The 6,103-nt window shown below is 61.5% G+C and carries 8 protein-coding genes; all 8 read right to left on the bottom strand.

Annotation, left to right across the window (positions count from 1 at the left end):
• Positions 1-127 precede the first annotated feature (127 nt).
• The 8 genes from VFZ97_19760 to VFZ97_19725 all read right to left on the bottom strand — a co-directional run bounded on the left by VFZ97_19760 (position 128) and on the right by VFZ97_19725 (position 6,085).
• Entirely contained in the window at positions 128-1,357 is a 1,230-nt protein-coding gene (locus VFZ97_19760; protein HEX6395675.1) for a YbhN family protein, read from the bottom strand.
• A 142-nt stretch (positions 1,358-1,499) separates the two neighbouring features.
• The gene (gene rdgB / locus VFZ97_19755; GenBank protein ID HEX6395674.1) at positions 1,500-2,081 is read right to left on the bottom strand and encodes an RdgB/HAM1 family non-canonical purine NTP pyrophosphatase; all 582 of its coding nucleotides are present in this window, start codon (positions 2,079-2,081) and stop codon (positions 1,500-1,502) included.
• Positions 2,078-2,812 (bottom strand): ribonuclease PH, encoded by a 735-nt coding sequence (gene rph / locus VFZ97_19750; GenBank protein HEX6395673.1) that lies wholly within the window; start codon positions 2,810-2,812, stop codon positions 2,078-2,080. The genes rdgB and rph overlap by 4 nt, the downstream gene beginning before the upstream one ends.
• A gap of 2 nt (positions 2,813-2,814) precedes the next feature.
• The gene (locus tag VFZ97_19745; GenBank protein ID HEX6395672.1) at positions 2,815-3,549 is read right to left on the bottom strand and encodes an MBL fold metallo-hydrolase; all 735 of its coding nucleotides are present in this window, start codon (positions 3,547-3,549) and stop codon (positions 2,815-2,817) included.
• Positions 3,531-4,343 (bottom strand): glutamate racemase, encoded by an 813-nt coding sequence (gene murI, locus VFZ97_19740; GenBank protein ID HEX6395671.1) that lies wholly within the window; start codon positions 4,341-4,343, stop codon positions 3,531-3,533. Before murI ends, VFZ97_19745 begins: the two co-directional genes overlap by 19 nt.
• Positions 4,344-4,384: 41 nt before the next feature.
• Entirely contained in the window at positions 4,385-5,332 is a 948-nt protein-coding gene (locus VFZ97_19735) for a cysteine synthase family protein (protein HEX6395670.1), read from the bottom strand.
• Positions 5,332-5,610: a ubiquitin-like small modifier protein 1 gene (locus VFZ97_19730; protein HEX6395669.1), complete on the bottom strand. Its 279-nt coding sequence runs from the start codon at positions 5,608-5,610 to the stop codon at positions 5,332-5,334. Before VFZ97_19730 ends, VFZ97_19735 begins: the two co-directional genes overlap by 1 nt.
• 61 nt (positions 5,611-5,671) lie before the next feature.
• The gene (locus VFZ97_19725) at positions 5,672-6,085 is read right to left on the bottom strand and encodes a M67 family metallopeptidase (protein HEX6395668.1); all 414 of its coding nucleotides are present in this window, start codon (positions 6,083-6,085) and stop codon (positions 5,672-5,674) included.
• Positions 6,086-6,103 lie beyond the last annotated feature (18 nt).

Here is a 6,103-nt window from a genome sequence, read left to right as displayed (position 1 = left end):
ATGGCTGTCAGTGTGACAACCACCATCAGCAGAGCACCCACCGCTGACATCAACTTCTTCGTTCGATGAGGACGCGCTTTACCCACCTATCTGCTCCCTCCAGCGCCGCCGCTGAGCCGCGGTGAGGTTACTCGATATGAGATCCTTGCGGGTGCGGGTCATCCCTCTCAGATCGAGGCTCGCCATGGGAGCGCCTCCAAGGCCGCAAGGCACGAATCCTCCCACCGACCTCACGGAAATGGCCAACCCCAGATCGGCTCACTTGGAGCGAAAGATAGGTGACACCACCGAGGGGAATCGGCAGCCAGAAGTTAATGAGTCGGTAACCAACGACGCCTAGAGTCGCCACTCCCCTCGGCGTCTGAAAGCCGACCAATAGAGAGGTCAGCGTGGCCTCGACGACGCCAAGGCCACCGGGAGTTATAGGTATGACGGCGAGGACGTTGGCTAGCCCATATGCCACAAGCAGCCCGTCTGGATTAACCCAATGCCCGAAGGCTCCCACAAAGACTCCGAGTGACGCCGCATCAAGGAGCCAGTTGGCCGCCGCCCAAACAATCGCGAGGACCAAATCCCTTCGATCAGCGCTGAGACGCTGGAGCTGTGCAGCTATGTCCTCGAAGGTCTTGCGCAGCGCCGAGCCGTCGACGAATGGAAGCCGGGAACCTGCCCTCTCGAGTGCGGTTCCTACACGATCGCCGCCGCGAGTGAAGAAGAAAAGCAGGAAACCCGAAGTGACAAATAGAAGTACCCCGACGATCGCCGCAAGGAGGTATACGGCTGAAACCCCCCAAACCGGGATTGACACGATCAGCGCGATCCACAGGATCACGTTGAGAACGATGGCCGACCCGATGCCCTGTGCTGCTAGGGCAAACCCGACGTCACGACCGGAGGCCCCCGCCTGGGTCATGAGCCGGTACCCGAGCGCAGTTCCGGTGGCCGTTCCTCCCGGGGTGCTGTGGCTCACCGAGAGGGTCGTCATCTGGATCCTCGCAAGCGTGGAAAAGCCGATCCGATCGTCAGGCGGAAGGACCGTCCTGGTCAGCTGGGTGTAACACAGCCAAGCTCCCACCTCGAGGCCTAAGCCGGCCAGAAGCAGGAGAGGATTCACCTCCGTCAGCAGATGGAGCAGCTTCTTTGGTCCGGCTAACTGCGGCACCACGAGGTACTCGATCAGCAGCGCCAGGATCAACAAGCGGCCGATGTGCCAGACCGGCGAAGGAAGCAAACGTCTCAGTCGACGGCGACGGTGACCAGCAGGCCCGTCCGAGACATCGTCGTGTCTGGAGGAATCGCCGGCGGACGGGTCAGGCACCGAGGAGTCGTCGGCGCTGAACCCGGTCGTCACAGACACAGTCGTACGGTTGATCGAGGCCAACCCCTGGGAGGCGGCGGAAGCACGCGTGGGACTTTGTCTGCCATGAACAACTCCAGGGCCATACTCCCACAGAGCCCAATGATTGCGGCGTACCGCTCGCCGATCCGATGCGGTTGGGTCAGGGTGCCAGAAGCTGCTCCCGTAGCGATCTAAATGCCGCCCCCCGATGGGAGATCCGATTCTTCTCCTCAGGCGCCATCTCCGCATATGTCCGGCCATCCCCATCCAGCGGAACGAATACCGAGTCGTATCCGAAACCCCGTGCGCCGTGGCGCTGCCTGGCGATGTGTCCCGGAACGACCCCTTCTGCGACCGCTTCCCGACCGCCGGGGTAAACGGCGATGGCAACTGTGCGGAACCGAGCCAGCCGAGGCTCTGGGACAGACGCGAGCTCACCCAGGAGCTTGGTGACGTTGTCCTGGTACGAAGCACCCTCACCTGCGTAACGAGCCGACCTCACACCGGGCTCCCCGCCAAGCGCATCCACCTCCAGTCCCGTATCGTCCGCCAGTGCCGGCTTGCGAGTCGCCCGAACGACGGTTTGCGCCTTGAGCCTGGCGTTCTCGAGGAGAGTGCTGCCTGTTTCGTCAACCTCGGGGAGATCGGCGGGACGGAGCGTCAAGCTAATGCCATCAGCGAGGATCTCCGCGATCTCCCTGGCCTTGTCAGGGTTAGCGGTCGCGAGGACGAACTCCGTCAAGGGAGCGGTGAAGGCGGTACGGACAGGACCTTTTCTTGGGCCTCGAGGAGCGAAGCGATGCCATGCTCAGCGAGCGACAAGAGGTCCTCAAGTTCACCCTTAGTAAACGGCTGGCCTTCCGCTGTTCCCTGCACCTCCACGAACCTTCCAGACGACGTCATCACCACGTTCATGTCGACCTCTGCCCTGCTGTCTTCGTCATAGGCCAGATCGAGCATCGGAAGGGCGTCGACGACACCGACGGACACAGCTCCGCATGCCTCGCGAACCGGATGTGAGCGCACCCGTCCCGAGGCCTGTAACCGCGAGAAGGCGTCGTGCAGGGCGACATATGCGCCACAAATGCTCGCGGTTCGGGTCCCGCCATCGGCCTGGAGGACGTCGCAGTCGACGGTGACTTGAACTTCACCCATGGCGTTGAGGTCTGTGACCGCGCGCAGAGACCGACCGATCAGACGTTGAATCTCTTGAGTCCTACCAGATTGCCGACCGCGAGCCGCTTCCCGATCAACCCGTTCCGGCGAGGAGCCGGGAAGCATCGAGTACTCAGCTGTCACCCATCCCCGACCGGTATTCTTCATCCAGCGAGGAACTTCGTCGGCGACGGATGCCGTGCATAGGACGACTGTCCGTCCCATCCTGATGAGCACCGAGCCGGCAGAGAAAATGGTGTAGTCCCTCACGAACTCGACCGGTCGAAGATCGTCCGGCTCTCTCCCATCACTCCGCATGTTCACACCTCATAGGTGACTCCGATCGTCGCGACTTCGACAGGTCGGCCAAATGACCTTTCCGCCTCCAAGCGAGCCGCATGGCGATCGATCCCGGGACTCAAGTGGGTTATAACCAGGCGCTCCACATTGGCTTCCGAAGCTGTTGCCCCTGCCTGGCGAGCGCTGAGATGCTGCACAGTTCCTTCCTTGTCACAAAGGAAGGAAGCCTCGCAGAGCGCGAGGTTCAGTCCTTCTCCAAGCGACTGGAAACTCCACTTCGCGCCGGTGTCTGCCGAGTAGCCGAGGCTTCGCCCCCCACAATCGACCCGGGTGGCGAACGTTGGAACCGAGTGGTCTGTGCGGGAAAATGACAACTTCAGGTCGCCGACTTTAGCAACGCCACCTTCATCGATGGTTCGCCAGGAGAAGATGTCAGCGGCGACACCAACGTTCATTAGATCTCGGAGCCCGTGTGGTGCGAAAACGGGTCGGCCTTCTATCGCCAGAAACCATTTGTAGGCGATCGCCAGTCCCTCTAGGTCGGTCCAGTGATCGGGGTGCTGATGTGTCAGCACAATCGCGTCGATGTCCTCGAGCTTGATATGGCGTTGGAGATTCGACATAGTTCCCGATCCGGCATCGAGCCAGAGGTTTGTCCGGCACGCGCGGACCAGGTATCCGCTGCACGCTCCAGCAGGACCGGGAAACGAACCGTCGCAGCCGAGAACCGTAACCGTTAGTGATTCGGATCCCACGATTCAACCTTGTCGATTTCAGGGCCCATCAATCGCTGCCCCAGCGCGCGGAATATCTGAACGTCTCCAGACGAGATCCAGGTGTGCGTACCTGGCGATCGCGAACTGGTCGCTAGCCCTTGATCGTCGAGGAAGGAACGCAGTTCGAACGCGGTCTCATCCGCGGAACTAACTAGAACGACCTCCCGTCCCACGACGTCACTGATCGTCCGTGCGAGGAAGGGATAATGGGTGCACCCGAGCAGAAGCGCATCGACCTTCGCGTCCCGAATGGGAGCCAGCAGGCGTTCCGCGAGCACGTAGACCTGATCAGAATTTGTGTCACCGCGTTCGACGAACTCGACGAAGCCCGGACAAGCTGAACACGTCAGTTGCGCGGATCCCTCCGGATCCAGTTCACGAAGCGCCTTCTGATAAGCCCCAGAGGAGATAGTCCCCACCGTGCCAATCACTCCGATCCTCCGCGACACAGTTGCCTGAAGAGTCGCCCGCAGACCTGGCTCGACCACCGTGAGGACCGGAAGCGCAAACTCGGATCTAACCTCGTCTAGTCCAGCAGCCGCCGCCGTGTTGCATGCCGCAACGATGAGTTTGACGTCGTGATCTTCGACGAGCTTTCTACAGATCTGGGCGGAGAACTGGCGCACCTCTTCGAGAGCCCTTGGGCCGTACGGATACCGAGCGGTGTCGCCGATATAGACGAGGTCTTCGGCGGGCAATAAGTCGATTACGGCTCTTGCGACAGTGAGTCCGCCAAAGCCGCTGTCGAACACGCCAATTGGCCGGTCATCCATGCCAGCGAGAGCCTACCGGTGGAGATCAGCAGCCAGGACGATCAGAAGTAGATGACCCGCTTCGCCCTCTCGGTGACTTCGTCAAGGTCACCGGTCCAAGCCCCAGTCGAGAGATACTTCCAACCCCCGTCACAGACGATTGTGACGATTACTCCTTCGTCGATCTCCTGAGCACACTTGACTGCTGCGGCCATGATCGCTCCGGAAGAAATCCCGGCGAATATGCCAACCTCAGCCAGCTTCCGAGTCCACTCAACACTCTCCCGCGGGCCGACCACCTTGCTCCGGTCTAAGAGAGCGAAGCCGTCATTGTCAGTGAAGACCGGTGGGATGAAGCCTTCGTCGAGGTTCTTCAGTCCGTCGACCAATTCCCCGGCTGGCGGCTGAACCGCCCAGACCTGGATCTCGGGATTTTGCTCCTTCAAGAAGCGGCCAACGCCCATGAGCGTTCCAGCCGTGCCCAAGCCGGCGATGAAGTGGGTTACCTCGGGACAGTCTCGCCAAATCTCAGGACCGGTGCTCTCGTAGTGGGTCTTGGGATTTGCGGGGTTGGCGTACTGGTAAGGGAACCACCAGTCAGGGTGCTCGGCCGCCAGTTGCTGTGCCCGCCGCATCGCGCCGTTGGACCCTTCTGAACCTGGCGAATCGATGATTTCCGCTCCCCAGGCCTCCAGAAGCTGTCTGCGCTCCACAGAGACGTTCTCGGGCAGGACGATCTTGAGCGGATACCCCTTGACCTTGGCGATCATGGCCAGTGCGATGCCGGTGTTGCCTGAGGACGACTCGATTATCTGTTGGCCAGGCCTGAGGCTCCCATCCTTCTCAGCTTCCTCGACCATCGCCTTAGCAGCCCGGTCCTTTACCGATCCGCCGGGGTTCGACCCCTCCAGTTTGGCGACGATCGCCACCCTGGGGTTCGGGCTGAGGGCGCTGATGTCGACCATCGGGGTGTTGCCGATCAGGTCGAGGATGCTCTCGTAGCGGGCCATCACGAGCCTCCTGCTACCGCCGGCATCAGGGTCAACGTGTCTGACTCGCCCACCTTGGCGTCGAGCTTTCCCAGGTATCGGATGTCGTCGTCGTTGAGGAAGACGTTGAGGTGGCGGTGAAGGTCTCCGGTCTCGGTCAGCAGTTGATCCCGGAGTCCGGGGTGCTGACGGACCAGGTCCTCGAAGATCTCTCCGACAGTCGCACCTTCGGCCGTCACCGTCGCCTGACCGCCGGCTGCAGGGCGGAGGACGGTCGGAAGTCGAACATCAACGGACACGAGTGCTCTCCAGACTGTCTCTTGGATCAGAGGGTACGACCGGGAAAGTCGACCTCTTTCGTCACCATTGTAGAACGACGGGCTCCTCTGTGATCTTCCCGTCCACGATCAGCCAGCTCCGGACGCTCGGCTGGGCATCTCGCAGCGACACCAGCACGTAGTGCCACCCTGGATCGGGGGCCTGTCGAATGTCGGTTGGCGACGGCTTCGCATCGGTGTGGGTGTGGGAGTGGTATACCCCGATCAGCTGCTGAGTGGATTCCTCCGCCTGGCGATCCGCCTCCAGAAGCGCCCGCGGCTCGACCTCGTAAAGGCGCGCCGAGGCCGACACATTCTCGGCCGGAAAAAGACCCCGGACCTCTGCCTGGCCCCCCTCCACCGGCATTCCCGATAAGAGGCCGCACGCCTCGAGCGGATGCGAATCCAGGCAGTGGGCAACCATGGCCTCGAGGATCGCCGAGCTGAGCAGGAGCACTGCCCTGACGGTACCGTG

It is taken from the genome of Acidimicrobiales bacterium, assembly GCA_036378675.1.
Classification (GTDB): domain Bacteria; phylum Actinomycetota; class Acidimicrobiia; order Acidimicrobiales; family Palsa-688; genus DASUWA01.
This window is presented reverse-complemented; position numbering and strand designations above follow the sequence as displayed.

Excerpts from the sequence above, each read along its gene's own strand:
- VFZ97_19735 (HEX6395670.1), bottom strand. The coding sequence starts at position 5,332 with ATGGCCCGCTACGAGAGCATCCTCGACCTGATCGGCAACACCCCGATG.
- rph (HEX6395673.1), bottom strand. The coding sequence starts at position 2,812 with ATGCGGAGTGATGGGAGAGAGCCGGACGATCTTCGACCGGTCGAGTTC.
- murI (HEX6395671.1), bottom strand. The coding sequence starts at position 4,343 with ATGGATGACCGGCCAATTGGCGTGTTCGACAGCGGCTTTGGCGGACTC.